The 23038-nt window shown below is 69.3% G+C and carries 22 protein-coding genes, 2 tRNA genes and 1 pseudogene; 16 read left to right on the forward strand and 9 right to left on the reverse strand.

Translation table 11 applies throughout. The features are described from left to right. Positions 1 to 5: 5 nt before the first annotated feature. Together FXO23_RS26655 and FXO23_RS26660 are read right to left on the reverse strand one after the other, a co-directional pair. Positions 6 to 593, reverse strand: a complete 588-nt coding sequence (locus FXO23_RS26655) for a TetR/AcrR family transcriptional regulator (RefSeq protein WP_246257851.1) — start codon at positions 591 to 593, stop codon at positions 6 to 8. A 73-nt stretch (positions 594 to 666) separates the two neighbouring features. Further along, positions 667 to 1038 carry an SPW repeat protein gene (locus tag FXO23_RS26660; RefSeq protein WP_158888184.1) on the reverse strand — a complete coding sequence of 124 codons (372 nt, stop codon included), beginning with the start codon at positions 1036 to 1038 and terminating at the stop codon, positions 667 to 669. Positions 1039 to 1238: 200 nt separating this feature from the next. Between FXO23_RS26660 and ccrA the strand changes: the two genes are divergently transcribed. From ccrA to FXO23_RS26700, 8 genes are all read left to right on the forward strand, one after another. Next, positions 1239 to 2585: a crotonyl-CoA carboxylase/reductase gene (gene ccrA / locus FXO23_RS26665; RefSeq protein WP_158888185.1), complete on the forward strand. Its 1347-nt coding sequence runs from the start codon at positions 1239 to 1241 to the stop codon at positions 2583 to 2585. A gap of 16 nt (positions 2586 to 2601) precedes the next feature. Beyond that, positions 2602 to 3753, forward strand: coding sequence for a coiled-coil domain-containing protein (locus FXO23_RS26670; RefSeq protein WP_158888186.1), 1152 nt, complete (start codon positions 2602 to 2604; stop codon positions 3751 to 3753). Between the two features lie 52 nt (positions 3754 to 3805). After that, entirely contained in the window at positions 3806 to 4255 is a 450-nt protein-coding gene (locus FXO23_RS26675) for a universal stress protein (RefSeq protein WP_158888187.1), read from the forward strand. Positions 4256 to 4258: 3 nt separating this feature from the next. Continuing rightward, positions 4259 to 5404 (forward strand): adenylate/guanylate cyclase domain-containing protein, encoded by a 1146-nt coding sequence (locus tag FXO23_RS26680; RefSeq protein ID WP_246257853.1) that lies wholly within the window; start codon positions 4259 to 4261, stop codon positions 5402 to 5404. A 232-nt stretch (positions 5405 to 5636) separates the two neighbouring features. After that, positions 5637 to 6575, forward strand: a complete 939-nt coding sequence (locus FXO23_RS26685; protein WP_246257855.1) for a hypothetical protein — start codon at positions 5637 to 5639, stop codon at positions 6573 to 6575. A 5-nt stretch (positions 6576 to 6580) separates the two neighbouring features. Further along, positions 6581 to 7222, forward strand: coding sequence for a hypothetical protein (locus tag FXO23_RS26690; protein ID WP_158888189.1), 642 nt, complete (start codon positions 6581 to 6583; stop codon positions 7220 to 7222). 156 nt (positions 7223 to 7378) lie between these two features. Next, positions 7379 to 8014: an HD domain-containing protein gene (locus FXO23_RS26695; RefSeq protein ID WP_158888323.1), complete on the forward strand. Its 636-nt coding sequence runs from the start codon at positions 7379 to 7381 to the stop codon at positions 8012 to 8014. Between the two features lie 163 nt (positions 8015 to 8177). Beyond that, the gene (locus tag FXO23_RS26700; RefSeq protein WP_158888190.1) at positions 8178 to 8798 is read left to right on the forward strand and encodes a DUF4190 domain-containing protein; all 621 of its coding nucleotides are present in this window, start codon (positions 8178 to 8180) and stop codon (positions 8796 to 8798) included. Positions 8799 to 9093: 295 nt separating this feature from the next. On the opposite strand, the gene FXO23_RS26705 is transcribed toward FXO23_RS26700, so the two are convergent. From FXO23_RS26705 to FXO23_RS51740, 3 genes and pseudogenes are all read right to left on the reverse strand, one after another. Next, the gene (locus FXO23_RS26705; protein ID WP_158888191.1) at positions 9094 to 10341 is read right to left on the reverse strand and encodes an aldehyde dehydrogenase family protein; all 1248 of its coding nucleotides are present in this window, start codon (positions 10339 to 10341) and stop codon (positions 9094 to 9096) included. 54 nt (positions 10342 to 10395) lie between these two features. Continuing rightward, complete coding sequence (locus FXO23_RS26710; RefSeq protein WP_158888192.1) at positions 10396 to 11118, reverse strand: M50 family metallopeptidase; 723 nt, start codon at positions 11116 to 11118, stop codon at positions 10396 to 10398. Between the two features lie 29 nt (positions 11119 to 11147). Next, positions 11148 to 11372 (reverse strand): annotated as a pseudogene (locus FXO23_RS51740) (hypothetical protein); the annotation flags it as partial. 456 nt (positions 11373 to 11828) lie between these two features. Between FXO23_RS51740 and FXO23_RS26715 the strand changes: the two are divergent. From FXO23_RS26715 to FXO23_RS26730, 4 genes are all read left to right on the forward strand, one after another. Next, positions 11829 to 12695, forward strand: a complete 867-nt coding sequence (locus FXO23_RS26715; protein ID WP_246257857.1) for a ribosomal RNA small subunit methyltransferase A — start codon at positions 11829 to 11831, stop codon at positions 12693 to 12695. Next, positions 12692 to 14023, forward strand: coding sequence for a M20 family metallopeptidase (locus FXO23_RS26720; protein ID WP_158888193.1), 1332 nt, complete (start codon positions 12692 to 12694; stop codon positions 14021 to 14023). Before FXO23_RS26715 ends, FXO23_RS26720 begins: the two co-directional genes overlap by 4 nt. Continuing rightward, on the forward strand, positions 14001 to 14735 hold the full coding sequence (locus FXO23_RS26725) for an AraC family transcriptional regulator (RefSeq protein WP_179956880.1): 735 nt from the start codon (positions 14001 to 14003) through the stop codon (positions 14733 to 14735). The genes FXO23_RS26720 and FXO23_RS26725 overlap by 23 nt, the downstream gene beginning before the upstream one ends. Positions 14736 to 14801: 66 nt before the next feature. Continuing rightward, a complete protein-coding gene (locus FXO23_RS26730; protein ID WP_158888194.1) occupies positions 14802 to 15767 on the forward strand; it encodes a S1C family serine protease in 966 nt (321 codons plus the stop codon). Between the two features lie 49 nt (positions 15768 to 15816). On the opposite strand, the gene FXO23_RS26735 is transcribed toward FXO23_RS26730, so the two are convergent. Together FXO23_RS26735 and FXO23_RS26740 are read right to left on the reverse strand one after the other, a co-directional pair. Further along, positions 15817 to 16197: a DUF3224 domain-containing protein gene (locus tag FXO23_RS26735; RefSeq protein ID WP_158888195.1), complete on the reverse strand. Its 381-nt coding sequence runs from the start codon at positions 16195 to 16197 to the stop codon at positions 15817 to 15819. 71 nt (positions 16198 to 16268) lie between these two features. Beyond that, a complete protein-coding gene (locus tag FXO23_RS26740; RefSeq protein WP_158888196.1) occupies positions 16269 to 17792 on the reverse strand; it encodes a helicase HerA-like domain-containing protein in 1524 nt (507 codons plus the stop codon). Positions 17793 to 17889: 97 nt separating this feature from the next. On the opposite strand from FXO23_RS26740, the gene orn reads away from it, so the two are divergent. The 3 genes from orn (at position 17890) to proP (ending at position 20235) form a co-directional block, all read left to right on the forward strand. Continuing rightward, positions 17890 to 18498 (forward strand): oligoribonuclease, encoded by a 609-nt coding sequence (orn, locus tag FXO23_RS26745; RefSeq protein ID WP_158888197.1) that lies wholly within the window; start codon positions 17890 to 17892, stop codon positions 18496 to 18498. A gap of 74 nt (positions 18499 to 18572) precedes the next feature. Continuing rightward, positions 18573 to 18645: transfer RNA gene (locus FXO23_RS26750), tRNA-His, on the forward strand. 177 nt (positions 18646 to 18822) lie between these two features. After that, on the forward strand, positions 18823 to 20235 hold the full coding sequence (gene proP / locus FXO23_RS26755) for a glycine betaine/L-proline transporter ProP (RefSeq protein ID WP_158888198.1): 1413 nt from the start codon (positions 18823 to 18825) through the stop codon (positions 20233 to 20235). Here the strand turns inward: proP and FXO23_RS26760 are convergent, their stop codons facing one another. Then, positions 20236 to 21459, reverse strand: coding sequence for a L,D-transpeptidase (locus FXO23_RS26760; protein WP_158888199.1), 1224 nt, complete (start codon positions 21457 to 21459; stop codon positions 20236 to 20238). Positions 21460 to 21646: 187 nt separating this feature from the next. Here FXO23_RS26760 and FXO23_RS26765 point away from each other — a divergent pair. After that, positions 21647 to 21719: transfer RNA gene (locus FXO23_RS26765), tRNA-Lys, on the forward strand. 460 nt (positions 21720 to 22179) lie between these two features. On the opposite strand, the gene FXO23_RS26770 is transcribed toward FXO23_RS26765, so the two are convergent. Next, positions 22180 to 22350: a hypothetical protein gene (locus tag FXO23_RS26770; protein ID WP_158888200.1), complete on the reverse strand. Its 171-nt coding sequence runs from the start codon at positions 22348 to 22350 to the stop codon at positions 22180 to 22182. Between the last annotated feature and the right edge of the window lie 688 nt (positions 22351 to 23038).

Below are 23038 nucleotides of genomic sequence, written 5' to 3' on the forward strand. Positions count from 1 at the left end.
CTGAGCTAGGCGGGAGTGGGGCGGCTGAGCGCGTGGGCGATGAAGGTCAGCTCGCGTTCCATCTCGTCCGGCCGGTCGTCCTCGGTGTGCCGGGCCACCGAATGCCGGTAGCTCACCGCGAGGGCCAGCAGGCCCGAGGCGCTGTCCACATCGGCGATCGCGAGCCCGCCCGCGCCCGCCGCGAGGATCACCGAACGCACCTGCCGCACCAGTTGCTGGAACCGGTCCTGCAGCGCCTCGCGGACCGCGCGGTGCGTGTCCGCTTCCCGCCACAGCAGATGGGAAAGCATGCGCGACGCCGAGAGCCGGCGGTCGAGTTCGGAGACCAGGCGGCGCAGGCTCTCCGCGATGTCCCCGGGCACCACGACCCGCGCCGGTTCGACCCGTTCGTCGGGAAGGCGCTCGACCAGTGCGGTCAGCAGATCGGCCTTGCGCCGGAAGTAGTAGTGCACCAAGCCCTTGGGCACCCCGGCGCGCTGGGCGATCCGCGAGGTGGGCGTGCCGTCGAAACCGGATTCCGCGAACAACTCCTCGGCGGCCACGAGAATCCGTTCCCGCGCCGAGGCGTCCGCGTCGCCGGTCGACCGCACCACTGACGAACCCCTTTTGCACACGCTGGCTGGGCCCACACTCTAACCCGGTGCGGGCCCACCCTGCGTCGAATCTCTAGCTCTGACCCGCCATCCGGCCGTGTGCGGCGTTGGCGACCGGAAGCGCGGCAGCGCCGGCCACGATGGTCAGCGCACCGATGATCCAGGACGTCCAGGACGCCCCGGTCATGTCCGTGTAGCTCATCACCCACGGCGAAATGAACAGCAGTGCGCCGAGGACGATCTGAATTCCTTCGCCGTAGACCATGCCTGGCATCGCCAGCGAGGCGAGCCCGTCGAGGGCGACGAGAGCGCCCAGGACGATCATCGTCCACATCGCGGCGTTGTCGGTGTCCAGCCACAACGGAGACAACAGCGCCACCACTCCGAGCACGACCTCGGCCCAGTCATGCGGACGGGTCCAGGGTTTGGTCGAGACTTCGGCCATCGTGATCACCTCCATGCGGGACGAGTACCCGCAGAACCCGATGTCCCGCGGGCTCGCCGTTCATTCTCCTCCTTGGTTGGCCGGCCGGTCAAACATCTCCGGGATGTGACCATGCTCCCCATCTCGTACAGTTGTGCCGTCTCGTTACTCGCCAGTAATTTCGACTCCCGAGCCCGCACCCCCACGTCACGGAGGCCGCAATGCCGCAGAAGGCGCTCAGTGAGATCCGGCAAGCCATCCTTTCCGACAACCTGGACGCGGTGGGCACCCTGGCAGTACCGGAGAGCTACCGCGGGGTCACCGTGCGCGCGGACGAGGTCGAGATGTTCGCCGGCCTGCCGTCCAAGGAGAAGGACCCCCGCAAATCGCTCCACCTGGACGAGGTGGCGACCCCGGAACTCGGTCCCGGCGAGGCCCTGGTCGCGGTGATGGCCAGCGCGATCAACTACAACACCGTGTGGACCTCGATCTTCGAGCCGATCCCCACGTTCAAGTTCCTCCGGAAGTACGGCAAGCTCTCGCCGCTGGCCAAACGGCACGACCTGCCCTACCACGTGGTCGGCTCGGACCTGTCCGGCGTGGTGCTGCGCACCGGCCCGGGCGTGCACACCTGGAAGCCGGGTGACGAGGTCGTCGCGCACTGCCTCAACGTCGAACTGGAAGGCCCGGACGGGCACAACGACACCATGCTCGACTCCGAGCAGCGGATCTGGGGCTTCGAGACCAACTTCGGCGGGCTCGCCGAGATCTCGCTGGTCAAGGCCAACCAGCTGATGCCCAAACCGCGCCACCTCACCTGGGAGGAGGCCGCCTCCCCCGGCCTGGTCAACTCGACCGCGTACCGGCAGCTCGTCTCGCGCAACGGCGCCGACATGAAACAGGGTGACGTGGTGCTGATCTGGGGCGCCTCCGGCGGCCTCGGCTCATATGCCACCCAGTTCGCGCTCAACGGCGGCGCGATCCCGGTGTGCGTGGTGTCCAGCCCGGAGAAGGCGGAGATCTGCCGGAAGCTGGGCGCGGAACTGGTCATCGACCGCAACGCCGAGGGTTACCGGTTCTGGAAGGACGAGAACACCCAGGACCCGAAGGAATGGCAGCGCTTCGGCGCGAAGATCCGCGAGCTCACCGGCGGGGAGGATCCGGACATCGTGTTCGAGCACCCCGGCCGCGAGACCTTCGGCGCCTCGGTCTACGCCGCGCGCCGCGGCGGCACGATCGTCACCTGCGCGTCGACGTCCGGGTATGTCCACCAGTACGACAACCGGTACCTGTGGATGAACCTCAAGCGGATCATCGGCTCGCACTTCGCGAACTACCGGGAGTCCTGGGAGGCGAACCGGTTGATCGCCAAGGGACTCATCCACCCCACGCTGTCCAGGACGTATCCGCTGGCCGAGACCGGGCAAGCGGCGCTGGACGTCCACCGCAACGCGCACCAGGGCAAGGTCGGCGTGCTCTGCCTGGCGCCCGAGGAAGGGCTCGGCGTTCGCGACGAAGAGCTGCGGGCCCAGCACATCGACGGCATCAACACCTTCCGAGGAGTCTGAGGCTAGGCTCTGTCGTATGAGTCTTGGCGACGAACGGGAGCTTGTACCGCTGGGAGCCGGTTTCGATCTCGCGAAGCGTGGCTACGACCGGGCCCAGGTCGACGAGCACTTGGAACGGCTGGACGGCGATCTCAAGATGATGGCCGCCGACCGGGACGCCGCCATCTCCCAGGCGGGGGACCTGGCCCGGCAGCTGGAGCTTTCGCGGATCGAGATCGACGATCTGCGCGGCCAGGTGGAGCGCCTGGCCCAGCCGCCGACCACGCTGGAGGGATTGTCCGAGCGGCTGCAGCGGATGCTGCGGCTGGCCCAGGACGAGGCGGCCGACACCCGGGCGCGCGCGGAAGCCGAAGCCGGGCACATCCGGGCGAAGGCCGAAAGCGACGCCAGCGCGATGCGGGCCCGCTACGAGCAGCTGCTCACCGAACTGGACGCGCGGCGCAAGGAGATGGAGGCCGAGCACCGCTCGGTGCTGGAGACCGCGCGAGCCGAGGCCGAGGCCATCACCACCAAGGCCAAGCAGGAGGCCGAACGGCTCGAACGCGAGTCCGAGCAGCGGCGCACCCAGGTCGAGGAGGACTTCGAGATCGCGATGGCCTCGCGCCGGACCGAGGCCATGCGGGTGCTCGCCGAGCAGGAGGCGACCAGCAAGGCCGAGGCCGAGCGCCGGGTCCGCGAGGCCACCGAGGAGGCCGCCGCGATCCGCGCCAAGGTCGCCGAGGAGGAGGCCGCGGCGAAGGCCGAGATCGACCGGCGCCGGCGCGAGTCGATCGAGGACGCGAACCGTCGCAAGCAGGAGTCGACCACCGAGGCGAACGCCCGCCTGGCCGAGGCCTCCGACGAGGCCCACCGCCGGGTGCGCGAGGCGACCGAGGAATCCAACCGGCGGATCAACGCGGCGGCGACCCGGGTCGAGGCGCTGCGCACGCTGCGGGCGGGGATCGCCGAGCAGGTGAAACTGGCCCGGTCCGTGCTCAGCGAGGCGACCGCGGTGCTCGGCGAGGCCGAACCGGCCGTGGAGCCGCTGCCCGAGGAACGCGCGGCCGCTGGCGGGAAGGCGCCGAAACCTGCCGTCACCCGCGGCGGCGCGACCGTGAAACCGGCGGCTCAGCAGCGGGTGACCGTCAAACAGAGCGGCCCGGGAGCGAGCGAACCGACTGGCGAGTAACCTTCTCCCACAACACAGCACGCAGCACATTCACCTTCGCTGGAGGATTCGGATGGCCGCCTACAACACCGTGGTCGTGGGTACCGATGGTTCTGACTCGTCATTCGCCGCCGTGGACCGCGCGGCCGCGGTGGCCGCCGATTCCGGGGCCACCCTGGTGATCGCCTGCGCCTACTACCCCGCGTCCCGGCACGACGTGGAGAAGGCGCAGGACGTCCTGCGCGACGAGGCCTACCAGGTGGTCGGCTCGGCGCCCGCCGAGGACACCCTGCAGAGCGCGCGCGACCGCGCAACCCGGGTCGGCGCCACCAAGATCGAGACCGTGGCGGTGGTCGGCGAGCCGGTCGAGTCGCTGGGCAAGGTGGTCGACGAGCGCGCGGCGGACCTGCTGGTGGTCGGCAACCGGGGCCTGAACACCCTGGCCGGGCGCATCCTCGGCTCGGTGCCGTCCGAGGTGGCCCGCAAGTCCGGCGTGGACGTGCTGATCGTGCACACCACGTAGACCGTGTCCACCGACCCCGAACCGGAGCTGTCCTACGACTCGCTCCAGCAGCGGCTCGAACGCATCCTGCTCGGCGGCCGGCGCAAGTACACCCGCCTCGACGTGGCGGCGAAGTCCGGCGTCCCCGAGGAGCGGTCGCGGCGCATCTGGCGGGCGCTCGGCTTCGCCGGGGTCTCCGACGACGAGGTCGTCTTCACCGACGCCGATATCGAGGCGATCCGGATCGCCGACCAGCTCGTGCGGTCCGGGGTGGTCCCGGCGGACCTCGAGCTGTCGGTGACGCGGGTGCTCGGCCAGCACCTGTCCCGGCTGGCCGAATGGCAGGTCCACATGCTGTGGAACCTGATCACCGAGAACGCGGTCGACGGGCAGAACGAGCGGCAGATCGCCCGCCTGGTCGAGGCGGTCCTGCCCGAACTGGAGCAGGTGCAGAACTTCGTCTGGCGGCGGCACCTCGCCGCGTATGCCGGGCGGGCGCTGGCGGCCCCGGACGAGGACCTGGAGACGCGCGCCCAGTGCGTGGGCTTCGTCGACATGGTCGGCTACACGCGGATGACCAGGCGGATCGACGAGGCCGAGCTGAGCGAGGTGCTCGACCGGTTCGAGGCGGTCGTCACCGAGGTGATCGCCGAGCGGCGGGGCCGGGTGGTCAAGATGATCGGGGACGAGGTGCTGTTCGTCGCCGACACCGCGGTCGACGCGGCCGAGATCGCGCTGACGCTGACCGAACGGACCGACGCCGACAAGGATCTGCCCGCGGTGCGGGGCGGGCTGGCGGCCGGGCGGGTGCTGAACCGGTTCGGCGACGTCTACGGATCGGTGGTGAACCTGGCCAGCCGGCTGACCTCGGTGGCGCGGCCGGGCACGATCCTGGTCGACCGGGAACTCGCGACCGAACTCGACGGCGAGCCGGGCTACGAACTGCGGGTGCGCCGGCCGATCGCGGTGCGCGGCTACAGCCGGCTCCGCCCGGCCGCGTTGCGGCGCGCCCGGGAGCAACCGGGCGGGTTGTTCGCCAGCTCCCAACAACTCGCCGCCGAAATGCTGGGCCTCACCCCGCCGTCCACCGAAGATCCGGAAACCGAATCGTCCGAGGACACCGAGCCCGACTCGACGACACCCCCTCGGCGTAGGCGTCGTCGCCGCTAGTGCGAAACTGGGCCTCTCGGCAACTGTCCGGAGTCGCAAATGGGTGGGTACTTTCCCCCGAATTCCTTATTTCCCGCAAGCTGACACGCGCGTAAAGTGACAACCCGCACTCAATCCAGCACGCTCAGTATTCGATCTTCGCGCGTGATCCAGGGAGGTGGCCCTTGTGTCGGCGGGCGCCAGGGGGCACCGCGGTAACCTTCTCCAGGAGCTCTTCTGGACCAGAACCGGTTTGCTTCTGCTCGTGCTGGTCGTGATTTCCGGGTCGTCCCTGCTGATCGCCAGTTCGATGGACGCGGGCACCGGCAAGAATCTCGTCACCGCACTGGGCACCGGGACACTCATTTCCGCGATCGTCACCTTCGGCCAGACGCTGATCACGGCCACCGCCTCGCAGCGCGCGCTCGTCGCCCCGGTGATCGAGGAGAGCAGGCGCGCGCTGGAGGACCTCAGCGCCGAATACCGCTCGCTGAACAAGGAGTTCTTCCCGACCCACGTCTTCGAAGCCACGACCGAGCCGAATCCCGCGTTCAACCGCCTGATGATGCGGGATCTGCGGGCGAGCCGGCAGTTCTTCTTCCGCGGCTTCTCCGCCCGGCACGCCGCCGCGCGGCTGCTGCTCTCCCACGCCGAATGGGAACTGCGCACGGTCATCGCCGATCCCAAGGACAGCACCACGATCAGCGGGCGCGCCCGGTACCTCCTGCGGCAGGAAGACGCCGGAGCGGACCACGACACGATCCTGGAGCGCCTGCACAGCGAGATCTCGATCGGTCTCGTCGGCCTCTTCCTGGCCCGCAGCCGGTGCAACCGGGTCGACATCAGCGTGGTCGCCGACCCGCCGCTGGACCGGCTGGAAATGTTCGACGAAAGCGTCTGGATCCACCTGTTCAGCGACGTCGGCGGCTCGAACACCCTCTTCCCCCGAACGCTGCGCTTCTCCGAGGGCTCGTTCATCTACAACATGGAACGCGCCGATTTCCTCCGGGTGTGCCGCGCGCGCACCGCACGGCATTTCCAGATCACCCCGGACACCACCACGAACGAGTTCATCGCCCTGTTCCACAAGATCACGGGGACCATGTTGACCGTGCAGCGGTACCAGGAACTGGAAGGGAAGTTCCACGCCTTCCGCCGGGAGTTCTCGGACGCTGCCGAACTGGAGAGTTGATATTCGTGCTCATCACGCACACCTCCGCGCTCGACGACCTCGCCGAGGAGATCAGGAAAGCCGAGTACCCCCTCGCCGATCACTGGTATTCGGTGCACGAAACCTTCCGGCGCTGGGCGAGACGGCCCGGGCTGCGCGCCCGGCTGCGTGATCATCTGCGTGGCCTGTCCCCCGAGCACGAGGCCGAGGTGATCGGCCGGTCTCGGGAGACGACCACGCATTTCGCCTGGTGCCTGCTGGACCGGGAGGACGACGAGTTCTCCTTCTGGCTGCACGAGTACAAGCCGCAGCGGGATTGGCGGCAGGGTTACGCCGATTCCATTCACAACCACCGGTATCACTTCTGCACGACCATGCTGCACGGCAGCTACCGGCAGGAGCGGTACAACGCGACGGTGGACCCGGACAACGGATTGATCACCTCGGTCGACCTGCGCCGGGAGACGGTCTGCCACACCGGGCATTCGGGGGTGCTGCTGGCCAGCGAGTTCCACCGGATCCCGAGCGCCACCGACAACACGATGACGTTCCTGGTGAAGTCGCGACCGGTGAACAGGTGGAGCATCTCCTTCGATCCGTCGACACGGACCAGTCACCGTCACGTCCCGGTGGAGACACGATTGGGGGAACTGACCGAGCGAATTTAGCGCTTTCGGACCAACGAGCCGGCTACCGCCGTTTACGATCCTTCCACCCGCCTGTTCACCCGGTCGGGATGGGAGAGATCGATGCATGTCCAGCAGAACCCCGCCGCCGAAGGTCAACTCGTAACGCCCGAGTTCGCGACGGTGGCCAAATCGGCGATGGCGGCCATCGAGGCCCGGGTGCACGCGCTGTGCCTGCACTACGCCGACCGGCTGCCGTTCCACGGCTGGCACCACGTCAGTTTCGTGCGCGCCAAGGCGGTCGGATTCGCCCGGGCCAACGGCGCGAACGCCTCGGTCGTCGAGGCCGCCGCCCTGGTGCACGACGTCAACTACCTGGTCCGGCGCAACTCGGCCGCCTCCGCCGGGCGTGGCCTGCGGATGGATCTCCTGGCCGAGGCCGGGGTGCCGGGCCAGGTCGCGCGCTGGATCGACGAGATCGTCGACGAGGCCGAAATGCGCACCCGGCACCGGCACATCTCGATCGAGGCGCAAGCGCTCAGCGACGCGGACACGTTGTTCAAGGCGCTGCCGATCACCCCGGTGATGCTCGCGCACCGGTACCTCGAGGAAAACGGCGTGAGCCTGCGCGAACTGGCCGACAAGATAGTCGGCGAGCAGCGCGGTATTCACGATGACGGCTACTACTTCTACAACCGGTCCGCGGCGGACAGGTACGGGCACTGGGCGCGGGCGAATCTGGAACTGTGGAAGTGCATTCAGGAGTCGGTGGACGACGCGGAAGTGACCGAACTCCTCGACGCCGTCAATGCGGTGGACGCGGCGGCGTCCTGAGGGCGGAAGATAACGTTCCCGCAATACCGCCGGGTAGGCGCGTAACGGGCCGATGCGGACCGGCGACGTGTAGTCGTGCGGCTTCCTGCCGCTCCCCGGTAATGCGCCGGGCTGGGGGTGGCAGACCGCGCCGCCACAGAGAATTCCGCCAAGAAAGGCAGTCATGAGCACCGTTCCGCAGTACCCGCCGGCACCGCAGCCGGTTCCCCAGCCGAAGAACGGCCTCGGCACCGCCGGGTTCGTACTCGGCCTGGTCGGTCTGCTGTTCTCGTTCATTCCGGTGATCGGTTTGATCGCCTGGCCGCTCGTTATTCTCGGCCTGATTTTCTCGATCATCGGACTGCTGCGCGCCAACAAGGGCGAGGCGACCAACAAGGGCCTGTCCATCGCCGGGATCGCGGTCTCGGCGATCGGCCTGGTGGTGTGCGTTCTGTGGGTAGCGGTGTTCGGCAAGGTCGCCAGCGAGGTCTCCGACAACCGGCTCCAGTTCGGAAAGGACGTCGCTGGTGGACACTCGGTCGAGTTCGTGATCACCGGAAACCAGCCGGTGAACGTGACCTACGGCGACATTATCGACACCAAGCAGGAAATCGTCCAGCCGGGCGCCGAATGGCGGCAGAAGGCCGGTTACCAGGGCGGCCCGCATCTGTTCAGCCTGACCGCGACGACGACCCAGGCGACCGGGGACAGCAAGGTCAGCTGCTCGATCCTGGTCGACGGCAAGAAGGTCGCCGAACAGCAGGACTCGCTCGGCGCGGCGATGTGCACCGCCACCGTGAACTGAATCCGTTTCACAAAACTGCCCGCCCGCCGGACACCGGCGGGCGGGCAGTTCTCTTCCAGCACGGGCAAGTTCGCATCGGATTGCGAACCATTCTCGCCGGTTGATGACCGGAGCGGTTCGCGCGAGTTATCGGAAACGAACCCGAACCGTATCCCCGTCGACCATTACCCAGCCCGCCTCCCCGTCCACGGTCACCGCGCAGGCCACCGGCGCCGGTGGCCGAACGTGTAACTCACTTACCCGAATGTGTAACTCGCGTGCCCGAGTGTGCGACTCGCGTGCCGGAACGTGGAATTCAGCTGGGTGGGGTCGCGGGGAGGACGGCGTATTGGCGGACGTAGAGGTCGGTGTAGGTGACCGGGCCTCGCGGACCGGGGACCTTGTCCAGGTTGATCCCGGTCTCCGGTACGGCGAGCAGTTTGAAGCCGTCGAGCAGCCGGGTCGGGGCGTTCCAGAACACCCCGGTGCCGGTGTAGCCGTCGAAGAACGCTTCCGCCGCGGCGGCATCCTCGGTGGCGATCCCGGCGGCGAGGCCCGAGGTCTCCTCGTTCGCGATGCGCACCGCCTCGGCGAGCCCCTCGACCTGGGCGACCGTGACCGTGGCCTCCCGATCGGAGTCCAGCGCCCACTCGTATCCGATCGGGTGGTCGTGCGGCGCGAGCGACGCCGTGACCCCGCGCTCGGCCAGCACCTCGCGCACCACCGGCCACACGGCGTCCTGCACCCCGGCGTGAATCAGGAGCAGGTTGAGCCGGTTGCACACGCCGAGCCGATCGAGGCTCGCGCCGACCAGCGAACGCACCTTCTCCACGTCGGCCGCGGCGTCGACGTAGAGCACCCCACCGCCGTCGGCATGGGCGAGCGTGCGCACCCCGTGCGTGGCCGCCTCGGTCGCCAGCGAGCGCGTGCTCTCCCCGCTGCCGCGCAGGATCACCAGCGGCACCAGCTCCGGCAGGCGGACCAGCGCGGCCGCCGCCTCCCGTTCGGCGCGGGGAACCAGCTGGACCACGTCGGCGTCGATGCCCGCCTCGGCCAGCGCGGGCGCGATCACCTCGGCCAGCAGTCGCTGGGCGGATCCGAGCGCCGCCGATCCGGTGCGCAGCACCCCGGCGTTGCGCGACTTCACCAGCTGCGAAGCCACGTCCACCGTCACGTTCGGCCGCGCCTCGTAGTTGGCGCCGATCACCCCGACCGGCCGCCGCCGCTCCACCAGCCGCAGGCCGCCGTCCAATGTGGACACCGGAATGGACCGCTCCTGGTGCGGCGCGCCGGCGAGCAGGCTCAGCTGCTCGGCCATTCCGGTCAGCCGCTCCTCGGTGATGGTGAGCCGGTCCAGCAGCCCCGAGCTCATGCCCTCCTCGCGTGCCTTCGCGACGTCGGCGCGGTTGGCCTCCAGCACGACCTCCCGCGCCTCGACCAGCCGGCGCGCCATCGCGGTCAGCGCCGCGTCAATGGCCTCGTCGGTCGCGGCAGCCAGCGATGGGGCCGCCCGCTTCGCCGCACGCGCGCATTCCTCAACCGCCTTCGCCACCTGGTCGGTCACGGCTCGTCCTTCCACCCGGGGAACACCAGGTGACCAGTCTGCCGCACGCCTGGTTCACGGTTGCAGAGCGGGCTCGACCAGCAGCAGGCCGCCGACCAGCAGGCAGATGACCGCGATCACCCCGATCAGGAACACCCACAGGCCGCCGGGCAGCCCGGTGAGCCGGGCCAACTGGTCGGCGTCCGAATCCCGCGCCGCGCCCCGCCGCCGTTTCGCCTGCAGCTCGAACACCGGGCGCACCCCGCCGAGCAGGAAGAACCACGTGATCAGGTACACCAGCCAGAACTGCAGCCCGGGACCGGCGACCAGCCCCACCACGGCCAGCATCGCCGCGGTGACCAGCACGGAGAACACGCCGTACGCGTTGCGCACCATGATCAGCACCCCGAGCAGGAGCAGGGCCGCGAGCACCAGCAGCACGCTGGTCAGCTTCGCCGACACCAGACCCGCGAAGCACAGTCCGAGCAGCGCCGGAGCGGTGTAGCCGGCCAGCGCGGTCAGCACCATGCCCGGACCGGACGGCCTGCCCTTGGACAGCGTCACCCCGGAGGTGTCCGAGTGCAGCCGGATGCCCTGCAGGCGCCGCCCGGCCAGCAACGCGACCAGCGCGTGCCCCGCCTCGTGCACGATGGTGATCACGTTGCGCGCCAGCCGCCACGGCGATCCGGACAGCACCAGCAGCAACGCGATGCCCCCGGTCACCAGCGGCACCGGCCCGGCGGGGTCCGGTTGCGCGCTGAACAGTCCCGACAGTCCGTCAGTGTCCGGCGTATCCACGCCGCCACTTCACCACATCGGGCGTCTACTCACTGTTGGCCTCCCCAGATCGCACCTCCTTCCCTCTTCGGCCGCCCGCCGATCTCCCCGGTGCGGCGATCACGATCACTGCGCGGCAACAACGCGGCCCAGCTCCGGAACGGGAAGACATCGGGGTGGCCCGCACCCCGCACGAGGAACAGTCGCGCGGAGGACGGCCCGATGCCCGGCAACCGGCGCAGCCGCTCGAGCGCCTCCTCGGCGGCGAGCGCCCGCCGGGAACGCCAGGCGCGGCACTCCGGGCTCCGCGGCCGCGTCCGGACGCGCGGTGGGCGTGAACCCCTCCAGGAAGCGGGTGGAGGCGGCGAGGTCGAACGGCCCCTGCGGGCGGATCGTCGTGGTGTGCATCGGGTACTCCCTCCTCGGGTGGCTCGTTGTGACGACCGTAACGGCGGGCACCGACAATTTCGGGTGCGCGGTAAATCGGTTGCGGCCCGTGTTAGCTTGCGATCATGAGCGGCACTTTGTGCAGGTCCTGCGTGGCGTACTTCCGGCCTCGGCCGCGGCACGCCTGAACGCAGCGGCGCTGCCCTGATTTCTTCGCACGCTGACGCCTGAGCGTCGGCGTACTTCTCCGGCTCCGGCCGTTCTCCGCAGCTCGCTGCGTCATGAACCAGTTCCGGCGTGCCTTCTCGCGCACGCTCCGCCACCTCATGACGTGGAGCCGCATCATGCCCGCATCCGGGCGACGCCCCGCGGTCGGCAGGACCGCACAACCCAATCCCTCCGGCGTGCATTTCCTTGCCACGCCCCGAATTGTCGACGGGCTGCTGCGGTCCTGCCCGGTCGAAACGGACGATCTGGTACTGGATCTCGGCGCCGGGCTCGGCGCGATCACCGCGCCACTGGCCCGCACCGGCGCGAAGGTCGTCGCCGTCGAACGCGACCCCGAGTTCGTGCGGCGGTTGCGCGAACGCTTCGCCGGGCACGGGAACGTCCGCGTGGTGACCGGGGATGTCCGCAAGATTCCCTTGCCGCACAAGGCATTCGTGGTCGTGTCCAGCATTCCCTACGCGGTGTCGACCGCGTTGTTCCGCAGGTTGCTCAACCCGCGGGGCAGCCGGCTGCGCCGCGCCGCGCTCGTCGTCGAATGGGGCTTCGCCAAACGCGTGACGAGCCGGGTGCCGCGCGACGCCGAACTCGCCTGGTGGGCCGCGCGGTTCGACATCCGGCTGGTGCGGCGGGTGCCCGCCGCTTGCTTCTCCCCCGCGCCGCAGGTCGATTCCGCGCATCTGGGCATTCGGCGCGAGCCCGGCCTGGGCGCGGTCGGCGACCGGGCACTGTGGACATTGCTGGACGCGGCCTACCGCGCGCCGGATCGTCCGGTTCGCGCGGTCACCGGGTTCGCGTTGCACCGCCGCAACCCGCACCGCGTGCTCGGCGGCTGCGGCATCGACCCGGCCGCGCCCGCCGGAACGGTGCCCCCGCGGCGCTGGGCGGAACTCGCGCGAATCCTGGCCGAGGACCGGAGCCTGCACTGGCCCCGCTTGCCCAAAGCACTGACCGAACGGCCGGGCGGGGATACGATCCGACCATGAACACGCCTGATCACGGCGCCCCCGTCCCACCGGACGACGCCTATCTCCGTTCCCTCACCGAAGCCACCGCGGGCGCCGTCGAAGCCGCCGACCCGATCTCGTCACCGCACCGGGGGGCGGCCGAGGAGATCCGGGAACGGGTGAGTTCCGTGGTCCGTGCGAGCGCGGACGACCTGATCGGGCTCAGCCAGGATCTGCACGCCCATCCCGAGGAGGGGTTCGCCGAACACCGCTCGGTGCGGGCGCTCGCGGATCTGCTCGAGGCGCACGGTCACCGGGCCCGAATCGGGATCGGCGGCCTGGAGACCGCGCTGATCGCGAGCACACCGGGCCAGGACGGGCCGCATATCGCGGTGCTGGCCGAATACGACGCGCTCCCCGGTATCGGGCACGGCTGCGGGCACAACATCATCTGCACGGCCGGGGCGGGCGGGTTCCTCGGCGCCGCCGCGGTCGCCGAACGGCTCGGCGGGCGGGTGTCGCTGATCGGCACCCCCGCCGAGGAAGGCGGTGGTGGCAAGGAAACCCTCGCTCGCGCGGGCGTGTTCGACGACGTCGACGCGGTGGTGATGCTGCACCCGTTCAGCCACGACGTGGCGATGCATCCCTTCCTCGGCCGCCGCCAGCTGGAGATGGTGTTCCACGGGGTCAGCGCGCACGCGGCCGCGCAGCCGTTCATGGGCCGCAACGCGCTGGACGCGGCCGTGGCCGCCTACCAGGGGGTGGCCGCGCTGCGCCAGCACCTGCCCTCGAGCGACCGCGTGCACGGCGTGTTCACCGACGGCGGCGCGCGGCCGAACGTGATTCCGGAGCGGGCGGCGCTGCTGTTCTACCTCCGCTCGGCGCATCCGGAGACCCTGCGCGACCTCGCCGATCGGCTCGCGCGGATCGCGCACGGCGCCGCCGAGCTGACCGGCTGCGGGGTCGAGCTGAGCTGGGATTCGCTCCCGGCGTACCTGCCGATCCGGTTCAACACCGCGCTGGCCGCGCGGTGGGCGGTCAACCAGGAACCGTGCGGCCGCAAACCGCTGCCGCCGGGGATCGTGCCGGAGTTCCTCACCGGTTCGACGGACCTGGGGAACCTGTCCTACCGGATGCCCGCGATCCACCCGATGATCGCGGTGTCCGGACCGACTGTCGCCTTGCACACCAAGGAATTCGCCGAGGCCGCCGGGTCCGGGGCCGGTGACCGCGCGGTGGTCGACGGCGCCCTCGGGCTCGCGCTCACCGCCGCCGACTACCTCGGTGACGCGGAGCTGCGCGCGGCCGTGCACCAGGAGTTCGAGGACGCGGGCGGTGCGCTCGATGTGCCCGCGTTCTTCGATTAGCCGCCTCTGGCTGTGGCCGGGACGGGCCGTGTACCTCGGCCCGTCGCTGCGACTGGACGCGCATTCGGGTTCGGTGCACTGCCTGGTGCTCGGCGTCGGCGGACCGTTCACCCTGCACGTGGCCGGGACGGCGCGGACCGTCCACAGTGCACTCGTCCCGCCGCGCACCACGCATCGCGTCGTCGCGCACGGCGAACGCATGCTGTTCGGCTACCTGGATCCGGACGCGCGGCGGGCCGCCGCCTGCCGGGATCGGGTGACCGCGGTCGAGGCCGAGCTGCTGCGGCGGGCCGGTGAACTGAGCGTCCATCCCGATGCCGGACGCGCCCGGGAACTGCTCGAGGTGGCGACCGGTTCGAGCCCGGCCGTTGCCGACCACCGCATCCGGCACGCCCTCGGTGCGCTGCACGCGGACCCGGGCGGGGCGCATCCGGCGAACGAACTGGCCGCCGAGGCCGGGCTGTCGGTGTCCCGGTTCCTGCACCTGTTCAGCGCGCAGACGCAGACCACGTTCCGCCGCTACCGGTTGTGGGCGCGCATGCTGCACGTCGCGAACGCGGTGTCGAAAGGGCTGGACCTGACCGGGGCGGCGGCCGAGGCGGGTTTCGCCTCACCGTCCCATTTCAGCGATGCCTTCCACGCGATGTTCGGCCTGACTCCCAGTGCTCTCCTGGGTACCTCTCCCGAGATCTCCCTGGAAACTCTCAGGTAATTCTTCTCAGGCAATCCCAAGGGTCTTCCACAGGTTGTTCACAACATGGGAGTCGAACCTTGAGGCATGGACGAGAACGAGATCCGGCAGGGCCCCGCCGGTGGGCCGCCGCCGCAGCCGCAACCCCAGCAGCAGCCCTACCCGCACCCCGCCCAGCAGCCGCCGCCCGCGGCCGCCGGACATCCGCTCTTCCAGCCGGTTCCCCCGGCGCCGCCGAAGAAGAAGGGCAACCGGATCGGGGTGGTGGTCGCCGCGACCGCGCTCGCCGCCGCACTCGTCGGCGGGGTGAGCGGCGCGGCCATCGTCGGCCTGAGCGACAGCGGCGGTTCGTCGAGCAACACCAGCGCGCTGGGCTCCGCGAACGGGCAGCAGGTGTCGAACTCCGGCTCCGACGTCAGCGGGATCGCCGCGAAGGTGCTGCCGAGCGTGGTCCAGGTCAACGCCCGGACCGGCGAGGGTGAGGCCATCGGCTCCGGCGTGATCACCACCGCCGACGGGCGGATCCTCACCAACGCGCACGTGGTCGCGGGCGCGGTCGGGGACGTGACCGTCACCCTTTCCGACGGCAAGAAGTACCAGGCCGAGGTGCTCGGCGCGGACAGCAAGGCCGATATCGCCGTGCTCCAGGCGCGCGGCGCGAGCGGCCTGACCCCGGCCGCCCTCGGCGACTCGGGCGCGGTCAAGGTCGGCGAGGAGGTCGTCGCCATCGGTTCCCCCGCGGGCCTGCAGAACACGGTCACCTCCGGCATCGTGAGCGCGACCGGCCGCAAGCTCTCCGACATCGGGCGGCAACAGGAATCGCCGATGGGCCGGATCACGAATGACAAGAGCCAGGCGCCGAGCTACACCGCGATCCAGACCGACGCCGCCATCAACCAGGGCAACTCGGGTGGCCCGCTGGTGAACGCGGCCGGGCAGGTGATCGGGATCAACACGCTGATCTACTCGCCCTCGGGCGGGAGCATCGGCCTCGGTTTCGCGATCCCGATCAACGACGCCAAGACCATCATGGACAAGATCGCGGGGAGTTGAGGGGGACGGGGAATGGGCCGCTTATCGGGGGCGGCCCATTCCCCGCGCCTCAGGGGAGTTCATACGAAAGCGTGAACGTGTGGCTGCCGTCCTGGTGGCGCTCGATGCTCGCCGTGCCGCTGATGCCGGTGAGCTCGCCGGTGCCGGAGCCGGGCAGGATCCGCAGATCGACGCCCTCCGGACCGAAGGCCGCGTGCTGCAGGACGAAGGTGCCCTTGCGCCCGCCGAGCGAGACCGACAGGCGTTCGAACGCGGCGTAGGCGCGCGAGGTCCCGGTGATCCCGCTGATCATCTCGACCGCGCTGCTGCCCTCGATCGCCCCGGAGAACGTCTTGGTCAGGCTGGTGCGGCCGAGTTCCGCGCCCTCCGCCTCGTCGTAGTTCGCCGACTCCCAACTGTCGACGGTGAAGCTCGCGCTGATCTCGGGCATGCGGGGTCTCCAATCGATCGGGATGACAACCAGCAGCCTCGCAGGAATACCTGTCAGCTCGCGTCAGGTTTTCAGCGGCGACGGCGGTTGCCGAACAACCCCCGCGTGACCTCGCGGCCCAGCGCGCTCGCGGCCGAGCGGAGGAACGATTTGACCGCCGGATTCGCCATCGCCTTCTCCACGAACCCCGGCTCGTCGGGCTGGGGCGCCGGAGCGGGTTCGGCCGGGGCCTCCGGGGCAGGCGATTCGGCGACCCGCGCCGCGAGTTTCTCGTAGGCGGACTCCCGGTCGATGGTCTCCGAGTACTTCCCGTGCAGCTCCGACGAAGCCGCCGAAGCGATGATCGCCTCCGCGCCGATCGACCCCATCTTCGACCGCGGCGCCCGCAACCGGGTCCACGCGACCGGGGTCGGCGCGCCGCGTTCGGACAGCACGGTGACGATCGCCTCGCCGATGCCGAGCGAGGTCAGCGCCTGGTCCAGTTCGTAGTGCGGGGTTTTCGGGTACGTCTTGACGGTCTTCGCGAGCGCCTTCTGGTCTTCCGGGGTGAACGCGCGGAGGGCGTGCTGCACCCGCGCGCCGAGCTGGGAGAGCACCGCGTTCGGCACGTCCGTGGGCAGCTGGGTGCAGAAGAACACGCCGACCCCCTTGGACCGGATCAGCTTCACGGTCTGCTCGATCCGATCCAGGAACGCCTTCGACGCGTCGCTGAACAGCAGGTGCGCCTCGTCGAAGAAGAACACCAGCTTGGGCTTCTCCAGATCGCCCTCCTCGGGCAGCTCCTCGAAGAGCTCGGCGAGCAGCCACATCAGGAAGGTGGAGAACAAGGCCGGTTTGGACTGCAGCTCGTCCAGTTCCAGCAGGCTCACCACGCCCCGGCCGTCCACCTGGCGTCGCAGATCGGTGACGTCGAGTTCCGGTTCGCCGAAGAAGTCCTCCCCGCCCTGGGCCTCCAAATTGGACAGCGCGCGCAGGATCACCCCGGCGGTCGCGGCGGAGACCCCGCCGATTCCCTGCAGATCCTCCTTGCCCTCGTCGCTGGTGAGGTGCGTGATCACCGAGCGGAGGTCCTTGGTGTCCAGCAACGCAAGCCCGCGCTGGTCCGCCCAGTGGAAGATCAGCCCGAGGGTCGACTCCTGCGTCTCGTTCAGGCCCAGCACCTTCGACAGCAGCACCGGCCCGAAACTGGTGATCGTCGCCCGGATCGGCACCCCCTTGCCGCCGGTGCCCAGGGACAGGAACTGGACCGGGAAGGCGGTGGGCTGCCAGTCGTCGCCGAGTTCCTCCGCGCGTCCGGTCACCTTGTCGTTCGCGGCGCCCGCCTCGGCCAGCCCGGACAAATCGCCCTTCACGTCGGCGAGCACCACCGGCACCCCGGCCGCCGAGAGCTGCTCGGCGAGCAGTTGCAGGGTCTTCGTCTTCCCGGTGCCGGTCGCGCCCGCGACCAGGCCGTGGCGGTTCAACGTGGCGAGCGGCAGCCGGACCGCGGCCGCGGCGTCCGCCTGCCCGTCGAGCACCACCGCACCCAACTCCACCGCGGCGCCTTCGCTGACGTAACCCCTGGCGATCTCGCTCGCCGGACTCTGTTCGGCCACTGGATCCTCCCCGACGTTGGATACCCGGTCGAGCGTATCCTCGCCGATTCCGCAGGTCCTGACGCTTTACTCCCCGTGTCGGGTTAGGGTTTGCCGGGTGACCGATCGCCTTGTCTGGATCGACTGCGAGATGACGGGGCTGGACCTCGCCAAGGACGCCCTGATCGAAATCGCAGCGCTGGTGACCGACGCCGAGTTGAACGTGCTCGGCGAAGGCCTCGACCTCGTCATCCACGCGGATGACGAGGTCCTCGCGAACATGCCCGACGTCGTCCGCGAAATGCACGCCCACTCCGGGCTGACCGAGGAGGTCCGCCGGTCCACGGTCACGCTGCAGGAAGCCGAGCAGCGCATCCTCGACTACGTGCGCGAATACGTGCCCGAACCGCGGAGCGCGCCGCTGGCCGGGAACTCGATCGCCACCGACCGCGGTTTCATCGCCCGCGACATGCCCGCGCTGGACGCGCACCTGCACTACCGGATGGTGGACGTGTCGTCGATCAAGGAGCTGATCCGCCGGTGGTACCCGCGGATCTACTACGCCAAGCCGGAAAAGGGCCTCGCGCACCGGGCACTCGCGGACATCAAGGAGTCCATCGGCGAGCTCGAGTACTACCGCGCGATCGCGTTCGTCCCGCAGCCCGGACCGAGCACCGAACATGCCCGCGCGGCGGCCGCCGAGGTGCTGCGACGCCACAACCCATAACCCGCTTCAGCCCCCGCGCACGGGCACGCTACGATATCCCGGCTGAGGAAATCGGTCACCGATTCCCTCACGTGGTGGGTGTAGCTCAGTTGGTAGAGCACCTGGTTGTGGTCCAGGAAGTCGCGGGTTCAAGTCCCGTCACTCACCCAAGTGCCCCACCCTGGTCGGCCGCTCCGCGGCCTCCCGGCGGTGGGGTTCGTCATTGCATCTGGGGGCCGAGCCCCGACGCACGTTTGGTCTGAACCAGCACCGGTGAGGTCCTGCACACACCCGGCCGTGGGTGCTCGAGATGCCGCGGCGCGGTCTCGGTTCCACGATGGACGGGTGGAGACTCGGATCCGGCGGAGGCGGAAGAAGAAGCTCAAGTACGAGGACATCACCGTCGTCGACCAGGGCCTGCTGCGGCGCGCGGTGAGCGCGGCCGCGCTCGGCAATGCCATGGAGTGGTTCGACTTCGGGGTGTACGCGTACATCGCGGACACGATCTCCGAGGTGTTCTTCCCACCCGACGTGTCGAGCAGCGTGCGGCTGATCGGCACGTTCGGCGCGTTCACCGCGGCCTTCCTGATGCGCCCCCTGGGCGGGCTGGTGTTCGGCCCGCTCGGCGACCGGATCGGGCGGCAGAAGGTGCTCGCCGTCACCATGATCATGATGGCGATCGGCACGCTGTGCATCGGGCTGATCCCGTCCTACGCCACGATCGGGGTGTGGTCGCCGATCCTGCTGGTGCTCGCGCGCATGGTGCAGGGCTTCTCCACCGGCGGCGAATACGGCGGCGCGACCACGTTCATCGCGGAGTACTCGCCGGACAAACGCCGCGGCTTCATGGGTTCGTGGCTGGAGTTCGGCACGCTGTCCGGGTACGTGCTCGGCGCGGCCGTGGTCACCGCGATGAAGGCCTGGGTGCCGCACGCGACCCTGCTCGACTGGGGCTGGCGGGTGCCGTTCCTGGTCGCCGGGCCGCTCGGCCTCATCGGGCTGTACCTGCGGCTGCGGCTGGAGGAGACGCCCGCGTTCCAGAAGGCCGAGGAACGCGGCGAGGAAAACGAACCGTTCTGGCACATGTTCACCCGATACTGGCGCGTTCTGCTGATCTGCGTCGGGCTGGTGCTCGCGTTCAACGTCACCGACTACATGCTGCTGTCCTACATGCCCACGTACCTGTCCGAACGGCTCAACCTGGACGCGACGCACGGCCTGCTGCTGATCATCGTGGTGATGATCGTGATGATGCTGATCATCGTGATCGGCGGCCGCGCCTCGGACCGGTTCGGCCGCAAACCGGTCATGATGACCGGCTGCCTCGGTTTCCTGGTGCTGTCCTACCCGCTGATGCTGCTGGTGCACGACGGCGGTGTGCTGCTGACCTTCCTCGGCCTGCTCGGCCTCGGCTTGCTGCTGCTGACCTTCGAGATCTCCATGCCCGCGGCACTGCCCGCGCTGTTCCCCACGGCGATCCGCTACGGCGCCCTGTCGGTCGCGTTCAACGTGTCGGTGTCGCTGTTCGGCGGCACGACCCCGCTGGTCATGCAGTCGCTGATCGCGGGGACCGGGCACGACTACTGGCCGGCCTGGTACATGATGATCGCCGCGGCCATCGGCGCGGTCGCCGTCTACTTCAGCCGGGAGACCGCGAACAAGCCGCTGTGGGGCTCCGGGCCCTCGGTGAGCACCGAGGAGGAGGCCCACGCGCTCGTCCGCGAATCGGCCCGCCGCCGCCGGCGGCGCGAGCGGTAGCTAGTTCTTGGCGCCGGTCTTCCAGTCGTCCCAGGACATCTGCCATACGCTCCAGCCGTCGGTCGGCTCCAGGTTCTTGCCGCCGCTGTTCTGCACGGTGATGATGTCGCCCTTCTTGGAGGTGTCCATCAGCCACTTGGCGTTCTCGGTGGACAGGTTGACGCAGCCGTGGCTCACGTTCCGCTTGCCCTGCGAGCCGACCGACCAGGGCGCGGAGTGGTAGAAGATGCCGCTGTTGGACATCCGCACGGCGTACTTCACGAAGGTGCGGTAACCGCCGGGGGTGTCCGCGGGCACGCCGTAGGTCCCGGAGTCCATTGTGTACCCCACGTGCTCGCTCATCACGGTGTACGAACCGTTCGGGGTGTTGTGCCCGCGCTTGCCCATCGAGATGGGCATGGTCTTCACGTCCTGGTCGTTGATCAGCACCTTCATCTGGAAGTTGCCGCCGTCGGCGATGGCCACCAGCTTGTCGCCGATGGTGATGTTCGCCGGTTTGTCCTCCCGGCCGAAGGTGCCGCCGCCGAGGTCCTTGCCGTAGATCGCCGCGTTCACCTTCACCTTGGTGCCCGGCTTCCAGTACTCCTTGGGCCGCCAGATCACCGAGTTGTCGCCGAACCAGCGGAACGCGCCCTCGGTCGCCGGTTCGCTGACCACCTTCAGCGCCCGCTCCGCGGCGGCCTTGTCCGGGACCTTGCCGGTGAAGGTGAAGATCAGCGGCATGCCGACGCCGACCGTCTCCCCCTCGTTGGCGTTGATCGAGACGCCGATCTCCCGTTTGGGCTTGCCGATCGTGGTGAACGTGGAGGTCGCGGTGACCGGCTTGCCGTCGGTGCCGGTCGCGGTCGCGTTGACCGTGTAGCTCTTGCCGTAGCCGAGGGGCTCGGTGGATTCCCAGCCGGTGCCGTCCGGCTTCGGCGCGCCCTGGACCTGCTTGCCGTCGGCGCCGGTGAGCTTGACCTCGGTGACCTTGCCGTCCGCCACCGCGACCGAAACCGGCTCGCCCGGCGCGACGTTCGCGGCGCCCCCGGCCGGGGTGAGCTTGAGCGAGGCGGGCTTCGGCGGCTCGCTGCTGGCCTGCGGCCCACCGCCCTGACCGCCCGTGGACGGTTCGCCGTTCGACGAGGTACACCCCGCCACGACCAGCCCGGCGGCCAGCAGCAGCGTGACCATACGTGCGCGCGCCGATTCCGAACGTAGACCCACTCCGCCCCGACCTCGCATGAATGACCGTCCGTTTCGTGTCGAGAGTGCCCCAAGTGTCCGCCTGTAGTGTGCCTCACGCCCCCCAACCGGGTGTGCGGGACTCGGCAATTCGGCCGAGCCACCCCTCGAGGGGGCCCCGCGCGAGGGTCCCGGACCCCCGTGCTAATGTTTTCTCATCGCCGAGGGAAACCGACGCGGTAAGCCTGCGCCATTAGCTCAATTGGCAGAGCAGCTGGCTCTTAACCAGCGGGTTCGGGGTTCGAGTCCCTGATGGCGCACCCTCGCTCCCCAGGTTGTCGGCTTCGATGACCTGGGGTTTTGTGTTTTCCGGAACATTTTCTTCCGCAGTGGATTGTCCATTGTGGTCGGTGGGAGCCCGAGACTGCCGGCGGACTGCAGAGACCGTCGCGGGAGGCTCGCGGCGAGCTTCCGTGCCGCCTCAGCGGCGACTTCCTGGAGCACGTTGGTGTAGAGGTCCATGGTGACCGTGATCGGCGGCAGCCCCGCGAGGCGGATGAGTTCGGTGAACTCGTCGCTGACGTCCGCGGGGTGCAGCGGGCTGCCATCCGGCATGGTGAACAGTTGGGTCGATCTCGACCCAGGCGTCTCCGAGTTGTCGTTTGGCCGCGTCCTGACAGGCGATGTGCCGACGCAGCAGCGTCCAGGTGAGTGTCGGAGCGTCGCTGCCCACACCCCTCGCCCCGTCGCACCCCTGTGTGAGCGATCAGGTGGAACCGGTCAGCTCCGGGGACCAGCCTTCGGCTTCGGCCAAATCACCGGCGGCAACTCGACCAGCTTCGCGACATTCACCGTCAGCAGCCCCTGCTTCACCGCTAGGCTGAGAATCGCGCGCAAAGTTTCCCGGATCCGGTTGAGCGAGGTCGCCCCGACCGGCCGCTGCCACTTCACCGCCTCAACCTTCCGCGGGTCACCGGACGCGCGGTACTCGGCGATCCGCTCCGGCGCGGACGAGACGACGCACGTCCTCGATCTCGGGCAGCGGCTGCTTGGCCGAGCTCACTCTCGCGAGCAAGTCTCCTTGCGCAGCGTCTCGTCGTCACCGTCCTCGGCGATCCCGAGCAAGTCCCGGACCCGGGCCAGCCCGGTCTGCGCGTCCGTGGCGCTCTCGTAGCCACCACGGCGACGAGGGCGGCGGGCCGGTGCTGTCCGCGGGCAATTCCACCCGGTTCTTCAACCGCGGACACGAGTTCCCGAGGTAGTTCTTGTTCTCGTCCCGGCATGAACAGCGCCGATACACCGAACCACTGGCCATCGAGAGATACCTCCTCTGTCGTCGCCGACTACCCACCAAGGCGATCTCGGGCCCGAGATCCTCGCGCTGACCACCCCTCTCGGGGAAGCCCGCGACTGAGAAGCACTGGAACGAAGGATCGATCCCCAACACCCGCGACAACCCCACCGTCGGCACCCGATAGGCCCCACCGACGCGCAGGACGGGGCAAGGCAAAGAGCCACTGCGTGTCAGGGCGTACGCCGCGGTCCTCCGGATCCCGAGCGCCCGCGCCGCCGTCATCAGATCCACCACCGCGGGCAGGTTCGCGGCCTCGGCCAAAGTCAGCGTCGCGGGACCCGCAGG

The sequence above is a fragment of the Amycolatopsis anabasis genome (genome assembly GCF_009765355.1).
Classification (GTDB): domain Bacteria; phylum Actinomycetota; class Actinomycetes; order Mycobacteriales; family Pseudonocardiaceae; genus Amycolatopsis; species Amycolatopsis anabasis.